This window comes from Chitinimonas sp. (assembly GCF_036568685.1).
Classification (GTDB): Bacteria; Pseudomonadota; Gammaproteobacteria; order Burkholderiales; family Chitinimonadaceae; genus Chitinimonas.
On record NZ_DATCSC010000029.1, the window covers coordinates 42513 to 59632 of the forward strand.

Here is a 17120-nt window from a genome sequence, read left to right on the forward strand (position 1 = left end):
AGGGCGGGGCTCAGTCCTCGCCACCGCCACCATAACGGCAGGCGCGGGCGGCGCGTTTGTAGAGCTCACGCGTCTTGTCCGACTCACAAGTCGCCGTCGCCCAGCACAAGAGATTGCCCTTGGCCTCGACATACTCCCGGCGCGCCGTCGCGCAGAGATCCTTGTCGATGCGCGTGCTGGCCGAGGTACGCGTACCGCTGACGCGCACCGTCTCATCGCCCTCGATAAACCTGGCAGCCCTCTGCCCCTGCAACTCCAGTTGGCCTTGCAGATCGCTGCCACTACCGCCGATCACGCTCTCAACCGTACGCACGCGGTCAGCGCGACTGCCCTGGGCACAGGGCAGGTCGGAGAATTGGCGCTTGCCATTGGCGTCGGTACAGAGATTGACGCTACCCGCCCAGGCCGTCGAGCCCAGCAGCAGCGCCAGCAGAGCGCTACGCAAGCCAGGCATGTTAGAAGCCTCGCGCCATAAAGCTGGCCACGATGGGCAGCAGGAGCAGCAAGGTCAGCTCCAGTCGCACCAGCATCAGTACCCGGCGGTACTCGGCCGGAGCCGGCGCCAATGCCTCCACGCTGGCCGCGGCACGGCGCCAGGCGAGGATGCGCAGGGTCGGGTAGATGGACATCAGGCCCAGGGCCACGAACAAGGTCAGCTTGAGGTGGAAGAGCCCGCTGTGTAGATAGAAATCACTACCCTTCTCCAGCCAGATACGGCCGAGACCGCTACCGATCTGTGCCATGGCCAGGAGGCCGTAGAGCGCATCGATGCGGCCCAGCTTGCGTAGCGTGCCCGTCTCCATGCGCGGCGCCAGCAGCATATGCTCGGTCAAGAGACAGGCCATCAGCAGCATGGCGCCCAGGTAGTGCAGACCCGCTATCAGCGCCGTGCTCATCATGCCCGCTTCTCCAGGAGGTCCAGCGCCAAGCCCAGGCTGGCGCGGTAGTGCTGATCGGCGACTTCGCGCTCATCCAGCTGCTCCAGGAGCTGGCCCAGCTCAGCATGTGCCACCGGCGTGGCGGCCACCGCCACGCTGGCTTCCAGGTAATTACGTGCCTTGCCCCAGAGCGCCGCATCGCGACACATCCGGCCCAGGGCCAGTAGCAATTGGTGATCGTTGGGGTGATGGCGCAGCCAATCCTCAGCCCGCGCCAGACGCTTCACCGCGTCGCCTTTCACACCCAACCGATCCAGCTCGCCATAGACCTCCAGCGGCGCCACATCCCACTCTGCTTCCAGGGCATCGACCAACACACTCTCGGCCTGTTCGCCCTCGCCTACGCGGATGAACTCCTTGGCAGCGGCGGCGGCCAGCTTGGGCTGTACCCGCTCCTCGCGTTTGAGCCCCCCCCACCAGCGGTTGAGTTCGCGCGGCTCCATGGGCCCCAACTTGAGCTGGGCCAGGCGTGCCTGGCTGCGGATACGCGCAGCGTGGTTCGGGTCCAGGCCGTCGCTCTTCTCCAGCAGATCAGTCAGCTCGATCACCCGTGCCGGATGGTTCTCCTGCTGCCGGATCTTGAGTTCCAACTTGAGCGCGGCCGTCAGCTTGGGCGATTGCGCATACACCCGCTGCAAGGCGGCCAATGCTTCGCGGTTGCGGTACTGGTCGTAGCACATCTCGGCTTCCAGCATATCGAGCGCCAGCGAGCGGCCACCGCTGGCGTCGCGCGCCTCCTCGACAAACTTGTCGCGCGCCTCGTAGTCGCGGCCCAGATGCGCCGAGCGGGCCGCGATCAAGGTGTCGATCAGCTTCATATCGCGCTCATCTTCGGCCTCGCGGGCTACCCGGCTGGCACGTACCGCCTTGTGGTAGCGTCCCTCGGCCATGGCCGTGATCGCGTCGCGGCGATAGCGGCGGGCATCACGCTGGCGCTTGGCCGCATGGTAGCGGCGTACATTGCGCGGCATGGCCAGGAGCCAATCCACCAGTTTGACGATGGCGTAACCGCCCAGCACCAGGAGGGCAAACAGCAGCACGAAGGCATTCAAGGACAGCTCTACCCGCCAGGGCGGGAAGAACAGCAGGGCGTAACCGGAGTTGTAGCGGGCGAACAGGGCCAGGCCGACCGCCAGGCCGAACAGGGCCAGCAACCAGAACAGGAATCTCACTTGCTGTCCTCCCGGCTGGCCTTGCGGCGGGCATCACGGGCGGCATTCAGGCTGTCGGCCAGGCTAGGCAGTACCTGCGCCGGCTGGGCGCTCTGCAGCTCGCGCAGCGTGGTCAGCGTGGCGATCACCGGCTTGGCGCGGATATCAAAGTGCTTGCGCAGCTCCGCATCGGCCGCCACCAGATCATGCCGGAAGGTCGGCTCGTCACGCTGCAACAGCGCCAGGCGAGCATTCAGAAGCCGCAACTTCACATGCTCGCGCAGGTAGAGCGACTGCTCCGGCGCCAGCAACACCGGGTCCGGCTGGTCTATGCGGCGTATCTCCACCAAGGCGCCCAGGGCACGCCCCAGCTCGCCCCAGAAGCCGGTGCGCGGCGCAGCCTCGCTGGCGGCCTGGTCCTCGGGTGTCTTGGCGTCGACCACCAGAGGCAGACGGTCCACGCTGCCGGCCAGGGTATCGAGCTTGTTGGAGAGTCCCACGTAATCGACCCACGGCACCCGTTTGAGGCTGTCGATATCCTTGGCCAAAGCACGTCGCAACGGCATCAGGCGGGGCTTGTCATGGCCGGCCAGCCGCTCATCCAAACGGTACAGCGCAGCCAGACTGGCGCCCACATTGCCGGTCAGTTGCAGCTGCTGGCTGGCCAGCGAGAGCGTCAGCTCGGCGTCGGCCAGCAAGGTTTCTTCCTGGTCACCGGCGATCGCGCCGTACAAGGACTGCAGATCGACCTGCTGGGCGCGCAGTTCCTCAATATGGTGGTTGATCGACTCCAGCTGCGCGTCGAGCTGGCTCATACGACCACCGTCGCGCTGCTCACCAGCACTCAGCATCTGCTGGCGGCGCTCCAGTTCGTTGAAACGGCTGCCCAGCTCCGCGCGCAGCATCTGCCGCTGGTAGTGGACGATGGCAAGCGAAACCAGCACCGCCAGCACCACCGCCGTGACGATCCAACGCCATTGGCCTTGCGGCCGGGCACCGGCCACAGGGGCGTGCAACGGCGCCGGCTTGCCGGCATCGGCGCTCGCGGCCGGCACCGCTGTCGGCGCGGGGGCCGGCGCGGAAAAGTACTCACGCAGCGAGGCCACGATGCCGGCATCGCCGGTACGGGTGCCCACCACTTCGCTCACGCCAAACTGGCGCACCGTCTCGGCAATGGCCGGGTGGCTGGCAAAGAAACGGGTTTGCCGCAGCTGGCCCGCCAACACTTCGTCACACAGGGCAAACAGGTTCTGCGCTGCCTCGCTACTGGTCACGATCACCCCGTCGCAACCGTCGGCCAGCAAAGCCGCCACCTGCTCGCGGCCCAGTTCGGGCGGCAGGCGCCGGTAGGCCTCCACCACCTCCACCGTGGCGCCACGCGCCAACAAGGTATCGGCCAGCAGCTCGCGGCCGCCGTTGCCACGGAACAGCACCACCCGCCGGCCGGCCATCTGCTGCAACAAGGGGTGCTCCAGCAGTCCCTCGCTGTCAAAACGTGCCTCCGGGCTGATCACGTCGCGCATGCCCAACTCTTGCGCCCGCGCCTGCGAGGCCGGCCCGACCACCGCCACCGTCAGCTCAGCGGGCCAGCTCACCACCTTGGCGGCCACCTCATCGAGCGCGGTCGGGCTGACAAAGACCGCCAGGTCAAAGTCCTCCAGTCGCGCCAGTACCGCCGTCAACAGCTCCGGTGCACCGCTGGGTGCGATGGCGATCATGGGCGCGCGCAAGGGCACGGCCCCTTGTTCGGTCAACAGCTCAGCCAGGTGCTCGGCCTGTTTGGCCGGGCGGGTCAGCAGGAAACGGCGGGAAGCAAGCGGCTTGGTCATAAGATCAGGCTTTGGGAATAAGCAGGGCGCGAGCGCCCTCGGTCAGCATCAGGTCGGCCACCTGCCGACCCAGTCCTTGGGCGGCGGCACGGCTGCCGTTCGATTCAGCGCGCAATATCTGGCTGCCATCGGGGCTGGCGACAAAACCCCGCATACGCAGGAAGGCGTCGTCCACCACCTCGGCAAAGCCGCCCAGCGGGGTCTCGCAGGAGCCATCCAAGCGCAGGCTCATGGCCCGCTCGGCGGTCACGCAATCAGCCGTCTCGGCGTGGTTCAGCGGTGCCAGCAGGTTCATCAGTTCCACCCGGTCAGCGCGAATTTCAATCCCCAGTGCGCCCTGGCCCGGTGCAGGCAGACTCTCTTCCGGGCTCAGCAGGGCGCGGATGCGATCGGCGAGGCCCAGTCGCTTGAGCCCGGCCGCCGCCAGGATGATGGCGTCGTAGTCACCGGCATCGAGTTTGCCCAGCCGGGTCTGCACGTTGCCACGCAGGGGTTTGACCACCAGACCCGGGTAGGCTGCACGGATCTGTGCCTCGCGACGCAGGCTGGAGGTACCCACCACGGCGCCCTCGGGCAGGGCGGCGAGATCGGCATAGGTATTGGAGACAAAGGCATCGCGCGGATCTTCTCGCTCGGTGATGGCCGCGATGGCAAAGCCCTCGGGCAGGCGCATCGGCACGTCCTTCATGGAGTGCACCGCCAGGTCGGCACGACCTTCCTGCAAGGCCGTCTCCAGCTCTTTGACGAACAACCCCTTGCCGCCGATCTTGTTCAAGGTCACGTCGAGGATACGGTCGCCTTGGGTAGTCATACCCAGGAGCTCCACCTTGAGGCCGGGGTATAGCGTTTCCAGGCGGGCGGCGATGTGGCGGGCTTGCCACAGGGCAAGGGCAGATTCACGGGTGGCGATGACGAGGCGATCAGGTACAGACACAGCGGGCAGTCTCAGGGAATGGACGTATTTGCTCGGATTCTAGCACGTACGCCGTGCCTGACCCGGCGGCGGCAGGCTGTGGCGATCTCCCCACAGCTCGGCACCAAGCGCTAAAAAATCCGCCCACTCGCGGCGGCGAGGGCGAGGGGAGTGGGTTCTATTGAGCGGGGCGGGGTCGATTTTCCACTGCCGGTTAGCGCCCGGGTGAGCGAAGTCGTTGCCACCTTCAGGTGGCTTACTACTTCGGCCTCCTCCTTGCGGGGATTCCCGGGCAGAGCCATGCCGCCGGAGATCACCACCTCCCGTAGAGCATCACCTTCCCATACCCCCGACCTGTTGCGCCAGATAGGTTGCGTAGTTGTCAGTCATGCCGCCGATAAAGTCCAGCACCCGCATGTAGCTCTCGTATAGCGGCCACTCGCGGTGCGGCGCGTTGTACTCCATCAGGTCCAGGATGCGCTTGTTCCTGAAGCTCAATCGTTCCGGCTCTATGCGCAACTGGTAGGACGCGCCGCAGAAGGCCTCCAAAAGGATATCCAGGCAGGTGAAGCTGCCTACCTCGATCTCGACCTTGCGGCGGTTATTGAAGATGCGCTCGCGCGCCAGCTGCTTGGCGTCGCGTATGCCGTGTCGCACAAAGTCGGGGCAGGCGGCGATCAGGTCGCCCTCGTACTCGCCGGCCAACAGCGCATCGTGGTGGCGCAGAAAGGCCGCCGTCACTTCGCGTACGCAGCGATCTACCGCCTTGGAGCGCAGCAGCGACATCTTGCGGCGCACGCTGGGTGCACCGGCCACTTCCAGCGCCAGCAGGTCGTCGTCGATGCCGGCCAGGCGGATCAGCATGGGGGCGATGGTATCGAAGGGCAGCATGCCGATCTCCACCCCGTCCTCCAGGTCCAGGATGGCGTAGCAGATATCGTCGGCTGCCTCCATCAGATAGCTCAAAGGGTGGCGGCACCACACGCCCGGCCCCTTGGCGATCAGGCCCAGCTCCTGCGCTACCTCATCCAGCAGCTTCTTCTCGGCCTGGTAGCAGCTGAATTTCTCCTTCACCCCGGCATGCTCGCTGGTCCAGGGGTATTTGAGTGTCGCGCCCAGGGTGGCAAAGGTCAGTCGCATACCGCCATCGAAGCGGTGGTTTTCCAGCTGGGTCACCACCCGAAAGCCCTGCGCATTACCCTCGAAGGTCTGCACGTCACGACGCTCGTCGGCACTCAGGTTCTGCAGCAGATAGGCATTGCCCGACTGGCGGAACCAGTCGCGGATGGCGTATTCGCCAGCATGGCCAAAGGGCGGGTTGCCGATATCGTGGGCCAGGCAGGCCGCCTGTACGATGGCACCGATATCGTAGGGAATAATGTGCGCCGGCAGCTTGTCGCCCAGCGCCTGCCCCACCATGATGCCTAGCGAACGACCCACGCAGCCAACCTCGATCGAGTGGGTCAGCCGGGTGTGCACATGATCGTTTTCGGTCATGGGATGCACCTGGGTCTTGCGCCCCAGCCGCCGGAACGGCGAAGAGAAGGCCAGCCTGTCGTGATCCTTGTGGAAGTCGGAGCGGCCGATGGCGGGACCGGTCTCCGGCAGACGGCGCGGTGCCCGCAGGCGATCCGCGGACAGCAATTGCGGCCAATTCATGTGCGGCATGAGACAGCTACCTTGCAAGCCCGTAGTGGGAATGCCGCATTGTAGCTGCCCGGCGCGTGCTTGCACGCGCCGGCGGGGCTATAGAACCAAGGCCCGTGCCTGAATCGCCGCAAAATCACAGTTGCCGGGCAGCGTCCCGAAGCTGTCGCCCCAGTCTCCCGCCAAGCGTGATTGCACAAAGGCCTCGGCCACAAAATCCGGGGCATGCTGCAATAAGAGGCTGGCCTGCAGCGCCAGCACCAGCTGCTGGGTCAGCCGCCGTGCCCGTGCTTCCAACCCCGCTGTCTCGGCAAACTGCCGTTGCAGCGCGGCCACATGGCCGTCATAGGCCGGGTGGCGGCCCAACGCCGGCGCCAACTCCGCCTGCAGCACTTGCAGCGTGCGCGGGCTCTTGGCCAGCGCGCGCAGCACGTCCAGGCACATGATATTGCCCGAACCCTCCCAGATCGAATTGACCGGCATTTCGCGGTAGATGCGGGCATGCACGCCCTCTTCCACATAGCCATTGCCGCCCATCACCTCCATGGCCTCGGCCGCCAGCTCCGGCCCGCGCTTGCAGACCCAGTACTTGGCCGCCGGTGTCAAAAGGCGTCGCAGCAGCGTCTCGCCCTCGTCATCCTGGGCGTCGAAGGCACGCGCCATGCGCAGTGCCAACACGATGGCCGCCTCGGTCTCCAGCGCCATATCGGCCAGCACATTGCGCATCAAGGGCTGCTCGGCCAGCACCTGGCCGAAGGCCGCGCGGTGCCGCGCATGATGCAGCGCGGCACTGAGCGCCTGCCGCATCATGCCGGTACTGCCCAGCACGCAGTCGAGCCGGGTATACGTCCCCATCTCCAGGATGGTAGGCACGCCCCGCCCCTCTTCGCCCAGCAGCACGCCATAGGCCGCCTGGAACTCCACCTCGCTGGAAGCGTTGGACTTGTTGCCCAGCTTGTCCTTGAGCCGCTGTACCAGTACAGGGTTCTTGCTACCGTCCGGCTGCCAGCGCGGCACAAAGAAGCAGGAGAGGCCCGCCTGGACCTGCGCCAGCACCAGGTGGGCATCGCACTGCGGGGCCGAAAAGAACCACTTGTGCCCGGTCAGCCGGTAGCTGCCGTCCGGCTGACGCTCAGCCCGGGTGGTATTGGCCCGCACATCCGAGCCTCCCTGCTTCTCGGTCATGCCCATGCCGATCAGTGCGCCACGCTTCTGTGCCAGCGGCAGATCGCGGCTATCGTAGTCTCGGCTGCCTATCACCGGCAGCCATTCGGCCGCCAAGGCCGCATGGCGGGCAATGGCCGGCACAGCACCATAGGTCATGGTGGTCGGGCACAGGCTGCCCGCCTCCACCTGTGCCTGCATCAGATAGCCCGCTGCTCGTGCAGCATGGACGCCCGGTCCCGGCTGCGCCCACGGCCCGCTATGAAAGCCGCGCGCCACGATGCCCTGCATCAGCGAGTGCCAGGCTGGGTGGAATTCAATCTGATCGCGCCGAAAGCCCTTGCTGTCAAAGGCCCGCAAAACGGGCGGGTGCTGGTTGGCCAGCCGGCCCAGCTCCTGCATCTGCTGCGTCCCCAAGACCGCGCCCGTCCCCAGCAGCAGCGCCTCGGCACCCTTGGCGCCTTCCCGCAAGGCGGCCTCGCGCAAAGCCGGGTCGGCCGCGAACAGGTTGTAGTCCGGCAGGGGTGGCGACTGGTTCAGTACGGTGTGGGTGGGCCAGGTCATGGGAAGCTCCTCGTATATTAAGGAGAGACTAGACCCTGCCCATGAATTCGAGCAAGCGCTCGGAAAATCAGGGTTTGGCTTGAAATTCTAGAACGATGACAAATCCCACTGACTCGCTCCAGCGAGGGCAGGGGGGAGTGGCGCGCACCTGGGTATCAATTGCAATTTAGCGCCCGGCTGTGCCGGGCGGAGCACTAACGCAGCAGGCACCCGCGCTCACGGAATATCTGCATACGGCATGCGCCGCTCGATAATGGCCGCCTTGCGCAGGAGGCCACGCGCATTACGGTTCTTGTCGTAAAAGCGCGGGTTGGGGACCATGGCCGCCAGCTTGGCCGACTGGCTCGCCCCCAGCCCTGCCGCACCGGTCTTGTAGTAGTGCCGCGCGGCCGCCTCGGCGCCGAACACGCCATTGCCCCACTCGATCACATTGAGGTAGATCTCGAAGATACGTCGCTTGCTCATCACCGCCTCCAGCATCAGGGTGATGGCAGCCTCCTCCATCTTGCGCAGATAGCTGCGCTTGCCGCTCAGAAAGAGGTTTTTGGCCAGTTGCTGGCTGATGGTCGACCCACCGGCCGAGATCCGGCCCTTCTTCTGGTTCTTCTCCCAGGCGGCCTGTATGCCCTCCCAGTCAAAGCCCTCATGCTCCAGGAACTTAGCATCCTCGCTCGCCACCAGCGCCCGCTTGAGCTGCGGCGAGATTTTCTCGTAGGGCACCCACTGGTGCTTGAGTTCGGCATCCGGGTTCTTGTCCTGCAGCGCACTCAGTTGCTCGTCCATGAAGGCCGTGTCGGCCGGGTTGTGGTCGCGCCACCACAGCACGTGGGCAAAGATCCACAACTGGTAGAGCAGGAACAAGAGGATCAGGGCCAGCAGAATGCGGCCGAACAGGCGGAATAGACTCATGGCGGGCGATTATATCGCCGCCCACTGCTAGCCGCTGTCCTTGGGTAGTCGGGGCGCACGCCGCGCCGCCCGGCGCAAAAAACGCACCTGGGTGGAGAAGTCGGTACAGTAGTGGCAGATAAAGAGGTGCAGCCGCAGCCGCACGCGCTCGCCCAATGCGAGTTGGCGGTCGAGTCCTTCGGAAACGAGCCGGGTGGCGTCCTTGCACTTCATCGGGCCTCCTGACCGAACCAGTTTTTTTCCAGACACAGGCGCAAGCTCATGCGCGCCCGGTAAAGCAGTACCGAACAATTGGTCGCGGTGATCTCAAGATTCTGACAGATCTCCTCGATCTCGAAGCCCAGACTCTCCCGCATGGCAAAGACCAGCGCGGTACGCTTGGGCATGCGCTCGGCACACTCCTCATATACCCGCCAGAAATCCTGCTGCTCCAGCGCCGCATCCGGGTGCGCCCAGGTCCGCGGGCCATCGCTGCCCCAATGGCCGGTCTTGTCGAACAGACTGTCAAAGTCGCTGACGCTGCCATCCTCGTCCAGCCGCTCATCGAGCTGCAGCGGGTCGCGGCTGAGCTTGCGCTGCGCATCGATCAGCTTGTGCTTGAGTATGCCGGTCAGCCAGGTCTTCACACTGGATTGGGCGGCAAAACCCTCCTTGGCCTGCAAGGCAGCCAGCAGCGTGTCCTGCACCGCCTCCTCGGCAGCCGCCTCGTCGCGCAGACGGTACAAGGCGTAGCGCAGCAGATAGTCCCGGTATTCGGCCAGTTGCTGGCCATCGGGCGCACTCAAGACATCTTCTCCCCCAGATTCTCATCCGCCATGACCCGGTTACGACCGGCGTCCTTGGCGCGATAAAGCGCGGCATCGGCCGCGATCAACAACAGGTGCAGCTCGGCATCGGCAGCCCTGAGCTCGGCCACTCCCACGCTGATGGTCACCGGTACCAAGGTGCCATCCTCCAGCGTCAACGGCGCATTCTCCACCCCCTCGCGTATCCGTTCGGCCGCCTCGATCGCCCGGGCCAGCCCGGTTTCGGGCAGCAGCACCACAAACTCCTCACCGCCCAGGCGGGCCGGTAGATCACCTTGGCGACGCGAAGTTTCCAACAACCGGGCAACGCGTACCAGCACTTCATCACCAACCGCGTGGCCAAAGGTATCGTTCACCTGCTTGAAGTGGTCCAGGTCCAGCATCAGCAGTGACATGGGCCGCTGGTGTCGGCGCGCCAGCTCGAACAGTTCACTGCCGCGCTCAAAGAACCGCCGCCGGTTGGCAAGACCGGTCAGGGCATCGGTACTCGCCTGCTCCGACAGCCGGGTCTCACGCGCATGCCGGGCAGTCACGTCCATCAAACTCAAGAGCACATCCTCGCCGCCATCGAGCAAGGTCGCCGAAACCACCACCCAGCGCTCTACCCCGTCGGCACAACGCAAGGCATGCTCCATCTCGCGCAGGGTACCGGCCTCGTGCAACGCGCGGCTGAGCGCATGCCACTCCTCGGGCCGCACAAACAGGTCGGCCACCGCGACCCCGGCCAGCTCAGGCAGGGGCATGCCGAACAAGGCGGCCAGATCGGGCGTGCCGTAGCGTATACGGTCCGGCCCATGCTCGATCAGCCCCAGGGCACAGGGCGAGGCCTCCAGCATGCTACGCATGCGCTGTTCGCGCGCCCGCAGCAGCATCTCGCTCTCAGCCAAAGCCTTGGCCTGGCCACCGGTGCGCCAGAGCAATGCCAGTACCCCCATGCCCAGCAGTATCAACAGGCCCATGCCGAGCAAGGACACCGTCAGGCCAGCCCGCCAATCTTTCAGATAATCGTTTTCCGAGATGCCTACCCCGACCAGGAAGGGGTAACCCCGCACCTGCCGTGCCACTATCAGGCGTCGCTCACCGTCGACGGGTGTCACCATCTCATAGGCCTCTTCGGCCCGCTCGATAGGCCGCCAGGCCTGGGCCGGGAAGACCTTGCCGATTTGGTCCTGACGCAAGGCCGGCAGCCGTGCCACCAGCCTGTGGCCCTTATCCAGCACCACCGCCTCACCAGCGGAGCCCAGGTCGATATCGTCAAAATGACGCCCCCAGGTCTCGACATGCATGCCGGCCAGCACCACCGCCTTGAGTCGGCCATCCGGGCCATATACCGGTCGCGCAAAGGCCACCCCCAACCGTCCGGTGGTACGCAGCACATAGGGCGAGGAGATCACCGCGGGCGCACCGCGCGCAGTAGTCGCGTGCAGCAGCGGCGCCAGGTAGAGCAGGTCGGAGAAATCCGCCTGCGGCAAGGCCATGGTCGAATAGGCCACCCGACCATGTGCATCCAGCACCGTCAGCACCGCCATATGCGGTACCCGCGCCACCTTGTCACGTAGCAGCATGATGGCCTCGAAGCCGACCGGATCGCTCCAGTCCGAGGGCGGCTCGGTCGGCAGCCGCTCCACATCGCGCGCCACGTCCTTGAGCATCAGGTCGATCTCACGGGTCGTGGCCAGCACCCGCTCTTCCAGCAGCCGCGCCGTATTAAAGGCCTGCAATGCCGCCCGCTGTCGGGCCGCCTCATGACCATTGGCCAGCCACCAGCCCATGGCGGCCGCCAGCATCACGATCAGCACCAATACCCCGGCCATGGCCAGGCGGGTATTGCGCGGCATGTCGGCGTAGTGGGTTGGTCGCTGCGGCGAAAGCAAGATGGGCTTATCCCTGGGTAGCAGTGTTTGACCTAGACAAATTAGCCCAATACCGGTCTTTCCGCTGCCCGTGACCGGCTGCTACAACCAGTGCGGCCCATCTCCACGGGCCGCGTGCGCGGCCAACACCCGCTGGAACGCGCCCGGATCCTTGCGGAAGGTCAGCTCGCCAGCCTGCGGCTTGTGCCAATCCCACAATCTCGATACCCAGAAGCGCAAGGCCGCCGCACGCAGCATCAAGGGCCATGCCTCACGCTCATCCGCCGAAAGCGGACGTACCGACTGGTAGCCGGCACACAGCGCGGTAGCCAGGGCATCGTCCATCCCGCCATCTGGCAAGCTGCACCAGTCGTTCAGCGTGATCGCCAGGTCGTAGATCAGGATGTCGTTGCAGGCGTAGTAGAAATCGATAAAGCCGCCTATGCGTTCACCATGCATCAGCACATTGTCACGGAACAGATCGGCGTGGATCACCCCGCTGGGCAGATGGGCAAAGCGATGCCGCGACTGCAACGCCACCTCGGCCTGCAACTGGCTGCGCTCGGCTGCACTGAGGTAACCGTACAGATCCTGTGCCGCGGCGTTCCACCAGGCCGGGCCACGGGGGTTCTCCATCCGCCCGGCATAGGTCTCGCCGGCCCGGTGCATCTGCGCCAGCATGGCGCCCAGCGCCCGGCACTGGCCCGTGCTGGGGCGCTCCACCGGCTGCCCCTCCAGCCAGCTCACCAGCACGGTGGGCTTGCCGTTCAGGCTATCGATGTACTCGTCGCGCAGATTGGCGATCGGCGCCGCGCAGGCAATGCCATGGTGCGCCAGATGGGCCATCAGGTTGACGTAGAAAGGCAGCTCGCTGGCCTGCAGGGTCTCGAACAGGGTCAACACATAGCGCCCCTGGCTGGTGGTCACCGCGTAGTTGGTATTGGTAATGCCGGCGGCAATCCCCTTGAGCTCGGCCAGCTCGCCCAAGGAATAGTGCTTAAGCCATTCGCGCAATTGCGCGGGAGTGACGGTAGTGAAGACGGACATGGGACGCTATCGGCCAGAAAGGCGCGCCCAGTCGGCACGCCGGGGACAGGGCGGCCAGGCCGCCCTACCTGCTTAAAAACGCTTGATCACCCACATCGGCGGGCGGATCACCTGCTGGCCGTCCTTACGGACCAGCTTACCGGTGCCATCGTCATCGCTCAGGAAGTACTCCGGCCCGACCTTGGGCTTGACCTTCACCAGATAGAGCCGGCCGCCCACCCGGTATTCGGTCACGGTGGCATCGTCACGCTGGATGATGGTCACCTCGGGCTCCTCCGAGGGATCATCCGCCGCCGCAGCCGGCAGCGGTGGGGGCGGCGGCACCACCGGCTTGGGGGGCTCAGCGGCGTGCAAGGGGAAGGCCGCCGCCATCACGAGGGCCAACAGCAGGGTACGCATGGTGCTATCTCCGGGCAGGCCCGCCGGCAGCCGGCGGGCAGGGTTCAGGTCACAGGCTGAGCTGCATCTCGCGCTCGGCCGGGCTCAGGCCAAAACCGCGCGTCTCGTAGAAGGAAAAGATGGCATCGACCACCGCACGCGGCTCGTCGATCACCTGCATCAGGTCCATGTCCACGGCATTGATCATGCCCTCAGCCAGCAAGGCATTACGGAACCAGTCCAGCATCCCGCCCCAGAAGGCACTGCCGACCAGGATGATGGGCATCTTGCGGGTCTTGCCGGTCTGGATCAAGGTCAGCGCTTCCGAGAGCTCATCCAGTGTGCCGAATCCACCCGGCATCACCACATAGGCCGTCGCGTTCTTGACGAACATCACCTTGCGGGCAAAGAAATGCCGGAAGGTCTGGCTCACGTCCTGATAGGGGTTGCCATTTTGCTCGTGCGGCAGCTGGATATTGAGCCCCACCGAGGGAGACTTGCCATGGAAGGCACCCTTGTTGGCCGCCTCCATGATGCCCGGGCCACCGCCCGAGATCACACTGAAACCCGCATCGCTCAAGAGCCGGGCGATCTCCTCGGTCAGCTTGAAATAGGGATGGTCACGGGGCGTGCGGGCCGAGCCGAAGATGGACACCGCAGGTTGGATCGCCTGCAGGCGCTCGGTCGCCTCGACGAATTCGGACATAATCTCGAAAACGCGCCACGCCTCGCGCGAGCGGTAGGCATGGGTGGCGGCCATTGCAGCCGGGTCGGAATCGCTCGGTAGTTTGCTCTTGGCACTCATGGTTTCTTCTCTATCTTATGTATTTTGTAGGAGCTGTCCGGCCCCCAGCGGTTCCCGCCAGCCTACTCCTGCAGCCTGACCAGGGTTATCACACATGTCCACCAAAACGCTCTTGCTGATCGACGGCTCCTCCTATCTGTATAGAGCGTTCCACGCCCTACCCGATCTGCGCAGCCCGGCTGGCGCACCCACCGGCGCGCTACGCGGCATCCTGGCCATGCTCAAGCGGCTGATGAAGGATGTGCCAGCCGATTATATCGGCTGCGTCTTCGACGCCAAGGGCAAGACCTTCCGCGATGACCTTTATTCGGATTACAAGGCCCAGCGCCCACCCATGCCGGACGATCTGCGCGCCCAGATCGAACCCATCCACGCCGCCATCGCCGCCATGGGCCTGCCCATCCTGATGGTCGAAGGCGTCGAGGCCGACGACGTGATCGGCACCCTGGCCCGCCAGGCCGACGCCGCCGGGATGCAGGTCGTGGTCTCCACCGGTGACAAGGATATGGCCCAGCTGGTCGGCGGCGGCGTGCGCCTGGTCAACACCATGAGCGAGGAGACACTGGATCGGGAGGGCGTGATTAGCAAATTCGGCGTACCGCCCGAGCGCATCGTCGACTACCTGACCCTGATCGGCGACACCGTCGACAACGTACCCGGCGTGCCCAAGTGCGGTCCCAAGACCGCTGTCAAATGGCTGGCCGAGTACGGCGACCTCGATACCATCATGGCGCGCGCCGGCGAAATCGGCGGCGTGGTCGGCCAGAACCTGCGTGACACCCTGGACTGGCTGCCCATGGGCCGCACCCTGGTCACCATCAAGTGCGACGTCGACCTCAGCAAGGAGATGCCGCAAGGCATGAGCAGCCTCACCCCGCGCGAAGCCGACAAGTCCGCCCTGGCCAGCCTCTACGAGACCTACGGCTTCAAGGGCTGGCTGGCCGAGCTCAAGGGCGACGCCTCGGTCGGCGACAAGCTGGCCGCCGAAGGGAACAAGGCCGCCCTGCGCAGCTACGCCGTCAGCGAGCCCGGAGAACCGACCGAACTGGCCGAGCTGCCGCGCCAGTACGACTGCATCCTGACCGAGGCCGAACTGGCAGCCTGGCTCAAGCGCCTGGAAGCCGCCAACCTGGTCGCGCTCGACACCGAGACCGACAGCCTCGAGCCCCTCTCGGCCCGCATTGTCGGCATCAGCTTTGCCGTCGCGCCCGATCAGGCCGCCTACCTGCCGCTGGCCCACCGCTACGCCGACGCACCCGACCAGATCCCGCTGGAGACTGCACTCGCCATCCTCAAGCCCTGGCTGGAGGACGCCAGCCGCAAGAAACTGGGCCAGAACCTCAAGTACGACCAGCACGTCTTCGCCAACCACGGCATCGCCCTGGCCGGCGTCGCTGAAGATACCCTCCTGCAGTCCTATGTACTCGACAGCACCGAGCGGCACGGCATGGATGAGCTTGCCGCCAAGCACCTGGGACTCAAGGCCATTGCCTACGAAGAGGTCGCCGGCAAGGGCGCCAAGCAGATCGGCTTTGGCGAGGTCGCGGTCGATATCGCCACCCGTTACTCGGCCGAGGATGCCGACATCACCCTGCGCCTCCATGAAGCCTTCGCCCCGCGCCTGGCCGCGGAACCGCGGCTGGACTATGTCTACAGGCAGATCGAGATGCCCAGCCGTGAGGTACTGTTCAAGATGGAGCGGCACGGCGTACTGCTCGACGCCGCCCTGCTCAACAAGCAAAGCCATGAGCTTGGCCAGGCCATACTGCAGCTGGAGCAGGAGGCCTTCGAGCTGGCCGGCCAGCCCTTCAACCTCGGTTCGCCCAAGCAGATCGGCGAGATCCTGTTCGACAAGCTCAAGCTGCCGGTGCTCAAGAAGACCCCCAAGGGTGCGCCCTCCACCGATGAAGACGTACTGACCGACCTGGCCCGCGACTACCCGCTGCCGGCCAAGCTGCTGCAGCACCGCAGCCTGTCCAAGCTCAAGTCCACCTATACCGACAAGCTGCCGCTGATGGTCAATCCGCGTACCGGCCGGGTCCATACCAACTATGCCCAGGCCACCGCCGTCACTGGCCGCCTGGCCAGCAACGACCCCAATCTGCAGAACATCCCGGTCCGCACCGCCGAGGGCCGCCGCATCCGCGAAGCCTTTATCGCCCCCAAGGGCAGCCATATCGTCAGCGCCGACTATTCGCAGATCGAGCTGCGCATCATGGCCCACCTCTCGGGTGACGAAGGCATGCTCAAGGCCTTCGAGGCCGGCATCGACATCCACCGTGCCACCGCTGCCGAAGTGTTCGGCGCCCAGCCGGAAGAGGTCACCAGCGACCAGCGCCGCTACGCCAAGGCCATCAACTTCGGCCTGATCTATGGTATGAGCGCCTTCGGCCTCGCAGCGCAGCTCGACATCGAACGCGCCGCGGCGCAGAACTACATCGACCGCTACTTCGCCCGCTACCCAGGCGTCGCCGCCTATATGCAGAACACCCGCGAGGCCGCCCGCGAGCAAGGCTATGTCGAGACCTGGTTCGGTCGCCGCCTGTGGCTGCCCGAGATCCGCTCCTCCAACCAGGGCCGCCGCCAGGGTGCCGAGCGGGCAGCCATCAACGCCCCCATGCAGGGTACCGCCGCCGACTTGGTCAAACTGGCCATGATCGCGGTGCAGAACTGGCTGGAACAGGACAAGCTCGCCAGCAAGCTCATCATGCAGGTGCACGATGAACTGATCCTGGAAGTGCCCGAGGCCGAACTGGCCCTGGTACGCGAGCGCCTGCCAGCACTGATGGCCGGCGTGGCCGACCTCAAGGTGCCGCTACTGGCCGAGGTGGGGGTGGGGGCGAGCTGGGAGGCCGCGCATTGAGCCCGGCAGGGCTCAGTGTCTTGCTTGGCCGTTGAGGTCTGCGCAGGCGCCCGGGAGCACCCGCGAGGAGTAGGCCGAAATGGTAAGCCACCTAAAGGTGGCAACGACTTCGCTCCCCCGGGCGCTTGTCATTTGTGCGGGCGGAAAGAGGGGCTCAATCCCGATTTAACCCCTACCCCCCCGCCCGCCGAGAACCTCACTGACGCTCGTCACGATGAGGCTCCACAATTTGTTCGCCCTGCAACCGTGTGGC

At 65.4% G+C, this 17120-nt stretch carries 15 protein-coding genes; 1 reads left to right on the plus strand and 14 read right to left on the minus strand.

Features of this window, described 5'->3' with window-relative positions; all coding sequences use genetic code 11:
* Window positions 1-10 precede the first annotated feature (10 nt).
* The 14 genes from VIM95_RS04670 to VIM95_RS04735 all read right to left on the minus strand — a co-directional run bounded on the left by VIM95_RS04670 (window position 11) and on the right by VIM95_RS04735 (window position 14004).
* Window positions 11-454: a DUF4124 domain-containing protein gene (locus tag VIM95_RS04670; protein ID WP_331983507.1), complete on the minus strand. Its 444-nt coding sequence runs from the start codon at window positions 452-454 to the stop codon at window positions 11-13.
* 1 nt (window position 455) lies between these two features.
* Window positions 456-899 carry a DUF2214 family protein gene (locus VIM95_RS04675; RefSeq protein ID WP_331983509.1) on the minus strand — a complete coding sequence of 148 codons (444 nt, stop codon included), beginning with the start codon at window positions 897-899 and terminating at the stop codon, window positions 456-458.
* Window positions 896-2110, minus strand: a complete 1215-nt coding sequence (locus VIM95_RS04680) for a heme biosynthesis HemY N-terminal domain-containing protein (RefSeq protein ID WP_331983511.1) — start codon at window positions 2108-2110, stop codon at window positions 896-898. Before VIM95_RS04680 ends, VIM95_RS04675 begins: the two co-directional genes overlap by 4 nt.
* Complete coding sequence (locus tag VIM95_RS04685) at window positions 2107-3918, minus strand: uroporphyrinogen-III C-methyltransferase (RefSeq protein ID WP_331983513.1); 1812 nt, start codon at window positions 3916-3918, stop codon at window positions 2107-2109. Before VIM95_RS04685 ends, VIM95_RS04680 begins: the two co-directional genes overlap by 4 nt.
* Window positions 3919-3922: 4 nt before the next feature.
* On the minus strand, window positions 3923-4852 hold the full coding sequence (gene hemC, locus VIM95_RS04690) for a hydroxymethylbilane synthase (RefSeq protein ID WP_331983515.1): 930 nt from the start codon (window positions 4850-4852) through the stop codon (window positions 3923-3925).
* Window positions 4853-5164: 312 nt separating this feature from the next.
* Complete coding sequence (locus VIM95_RS04695; protein WP_331983517.1) at window positions 5165-6499, minus strand: deoxyguanosinetriphosphate triphosphohydrolase; 1335 nt, start codon at window positions 6497-6499, stop codon at window positions 5165-5167.
* A 78-nt stretch (window positions 6500-6577) separates the two neighbouring features.
* Window positions 6578-8206 (minus strand): isovaleryl-CoA dehydrogenase, encoded by a 1629-nt coding sequence (locus VIM95_RS04700; RefSeq protein ID WP_331983519.1) that lies wholly within the window; start codon window positions 8204-8206, stop codon window positions 6578-6580.
* A gap of 216 nt (window positions 8207-8422) precedes the next feature.
* Window positions 8423-9115 carry a monofunctional biosynthetic peptidoglycan transglycosylase gene (mtgA, locus tag VIM95_RS04705; protein WP_331983521.1) on the minus strand — a complete coding sequence of 231 codons (693 nt, stop codon included), beginning with the start codon at window positions 9113-9115 and terminating at the stop codon, window positions 8423-8425.
* A gap of 27 nt (window positions 9116-9142) precedes the next feature.
* Window positions 9143-9328 (minus strand): zf-HC2 domain-containing protein, encoded by a 186-nt coding sequence (locus VIM95_RS04710; RefSeq protein WP_331983523.1) that lies wholly within the window; start codon window positions 9326-9328, stop codon window positions 9143-9145.
* Window positions 9325-9900, minus strand: a complete 576-nt coding sequence (locus VIM95_RS04715; protein ID WP_331983525.1) for a sigma-70 family RNA polymerase sigma factor — start codon at window positions 9898-9900, stop codon at window positions 9325-9327. The genes VIM95_RS04710 and VIM95_RS04715 overlap by 4 nt, the downstream gene beginning before the upstream one ends.
* Entirely contained in the window at window positions 9897-11795 is a 1899-nt protein-coding gene (locus VIM95_RS04720; RefSeq protein ID WP_331983527.1) for a diguanylate cyclase, read from the minus strand. The genes VIM95_RS04715 and VIM95_RS04720 overlap by 4 nt, the downstream gene beginning before the upstream one ends.
* An 81-nt stretch (window positions 11796-11876) precedes the next feature.
* The gene (locus VIM95_RS04725; RefSeq protein ID WP_331983529.1) at window positions 11877-12821 is read right to left on the minus strand and encodes a homoserine kinase; all 945 of its coding nucleotides are present in this window, start codon (window positions 12819-12821) and stop codon (window positions 11877-11879) included.
* Between the two features lie 72 nt (window positions 12822-12893).
* The gene (locus tag VIM95_RS04730; protein ID WP_331983531.1) at window positions 12894-13220 is read right to left on the minus strand and encodes a DUF2782 domain-containing protein; all 327 of its coding nucleotides are present in this window, start codon (window positions 13218-13220) and stop codon (window positions 12894-12896) included.
* 49 nt (window positions 13221-13269) lie between these two features.
* Window positions 13270-14004: a TIGR00730 family Rossman fold protein gene (locus VIM95_RS04735; RefSeq protein WP_331983533.1), complete on the minus strand. Its 735-nt coding sequence runs from the start codon at window positions 14002-14004 to the stop codon at window positions 13270-13272.
* A 94-nt stretch (window positions 14005-14098) separates the two neighbouring features.
* On the opposite strand from VIM95_RS04735, the gene polA reads away from it, so the two are divergent.
* The gene (polA, locus tag VIM95_RS04740) at window positions 14099-16867 is read left to right on the plus strand and encodes a DNA polymerase I (protein ID WP_331983535.1); all 2769 of its coding nucleotides are present in this window, start codon (window positions 14099-14101) and stop codon (window positions 16865-16867) included.
* Window positions 16868-17120: the final 253 nt, after the last annotated feature.